This window comes from bacterium (genome assembly GCA_024226335.1).
GTDB lineage: Bacteria > Myxococcota_A > UBA9160 > SZUA-336 > SZUA-336 > JAAELY01.
On the sequence record JAAELY010000428.1, the window covers coordinates 1 to 1,994 of the forward strand.

General features: G+C 60.8%; 2 protein-coding genes. Both read left to right on the forward strand.

Annotated features, from left to right (window positions below; genetic code table 11):
- Positions 1-352: DUF1016 domain-containing protein (locus tag GY725_20805; GenBank protein MCP4006627.1), on the forward strand; the 352-nt coding region annotated here is incomplete at its 5' end.
- A gap of 76 nt (positions 353-428) precedes the next feature.
- On the forward strand, positions 429-1,994 hold a 1,566-nt coding region (locus GY725_20810; protein MCP4006628.1), incomplete at its 3' end, for a DUF262 domain-containing protein.

Consider the following 1,994-nt stretch of genomic DNA (forward strand, 5'->3'; position numbering starts at 1 on the left):
CGACTTCTACCTGGACCTGCTCTTCTACCACCTGAAGCTGCGATGCTTCGTGGTCATCGATTTGAAGGTCGGTGCGTTCAAGCCGGACTACGCGGGCAAGATGAATTTCTATCTCAACGTTGTCGACGATATGCTCCGGCATGAACACGACAGCCCGTCCATCGGGCTGATCCTGTGCCAGGACAAGAAGAAGGTTCTGGCAGAGTATGCGCTGCGCGGCGTCAAGAAACCTATCGGAGTGTCGGAATACGAGCTGACCCGCGCCCTCCCGGAGACGCTGCGATCGGCGCTGCCCACGATTGAGGAGATCGAGGCGGAGCTGTCTGAATCTGATCAGGGTGGGCCGGGCTGACTCCCAGCCGCAGAACATGAAAGCGGCGCTAGGCGACCCGAACGAATCGAGATCCGCTGAATAGAGAGCCAAATCTATGTACCAGACCGGCGACACGATCCGTCAGACGCTCGAGGGCATCGAAAGCCATAAGTTCGTGCTTCCGGCAATCCAGCGCGAGTTCGTCTGGAAGCCGACCCAGATCACGCGCCTCTTCGACAGCATGATGCAGGGGTATCCTTTCGGCACCTTTCTCTACTGGGAAGTGGAGCCTCAGAACAGCAGTCGGTACCGGTTCTATGACTTCGTGCGTGACTACCATCAGCGGGACCAGCCACATTGCCCGCCGCTGGCGGTCCAGAACAACAAAGCGCTGACCGCCGTCCTCGACGGCCAGCAGCGATTGACCGCTCTCAACATCGGCCTGCGGGGCTCGATGGCGTGGAAGCTCCAGTACAAATGGTGGAACAACCCCGACGCGTTTCCGATCCGATATCTATACCTCGACCTGCTCGCCGACGCCGATGAGGAGGAAACAGGCGTTCGTTACCGCTTCGCATTCCTGACCCCGGAACGCGCTGAGAAGCCGGAGCCGGGGGAATGCTGGTTCAAGGTGGCGGACATCCTGGCGATGGAGCCGGGGCCGCCGCTCCTGGCCTGGCTCAACGAGCGGCTGGAGCAAGCGGATCTGAACAAGGCGTTCTCGGCCCTCGATCGGCTCTTTCAGATCGTCCACAACAAGAACCTGGTGGCCTACTACCAGGAGAAGAGCCAGGATCTCGAGAAGGTGTTGAACATCTTCATCCGCATGAACAGCGGCGGGACGATCCTCTCCTATTCCGACCTCCTGCTTTCGGTCGCCGTGGCGCAGTGGACACGCCTCGATGCACGGGAGGAGATCCACTCGCTGGTCGACGAGATCAACCAGGCCGGAGACGGATTCCGGTTCTCGAAGGATCTGGTGTTGAAGGCGGGTCTCATGTTGAGCGACATCGGCAACGTCGGCTTCAAGGTCGCCAACTTCAATCGCGACAACATGGCGGTGCTCGAGGAGAAGTGGCCGGAGATCAGGCGCGCGCTGGTGCTCACCGTGGAGCTGATGTCGTCCTACGGTTTCACCGGACAGACGCTGCGCGCCGACAGCGCGATTCTCCCGATCGCGTACTACCTTTTTCGCCAGCGGCCCAAATCGAGTTACGTGACCCACAACCGATACGCCGAGGACCGCGATCGCATACGCCAGTGGGTGGTTCGCAGCCTGGTGAAGTCCGGAATCTGGGGTAGCGGTCTCGACACGCTGCTGACCGCGCTGCGCGAGGTGCTGCGCGAGCACGGAAGGGAGCGGTTCCCGGCCAAGGAGCTGCACGACGCGATGGCGCGGCGCGGCAAGTCGCTGGCCTTCGATCCGGAGGAGGTCGAGGAGCTGCTCGACATGCGGTACGGCGACGGTCGCCTTTTTCCTCTGCTCTCGCTGCTGTTCCCGTTCATCGACCTGCGCAACCACTTTCACGTCGATCACGTTTTCGCCCGATCGCGGTTTTCACCCAAGAAACTGCGGACGGTGGGGGTTGCGGACGAGAAGATCGACGTGTTCCGGGAGAAGGCTGAGAGTCTCGCGAATCTCCAGCTGCTCCAGGACGCGATCAACATCGAGAAACAGCAC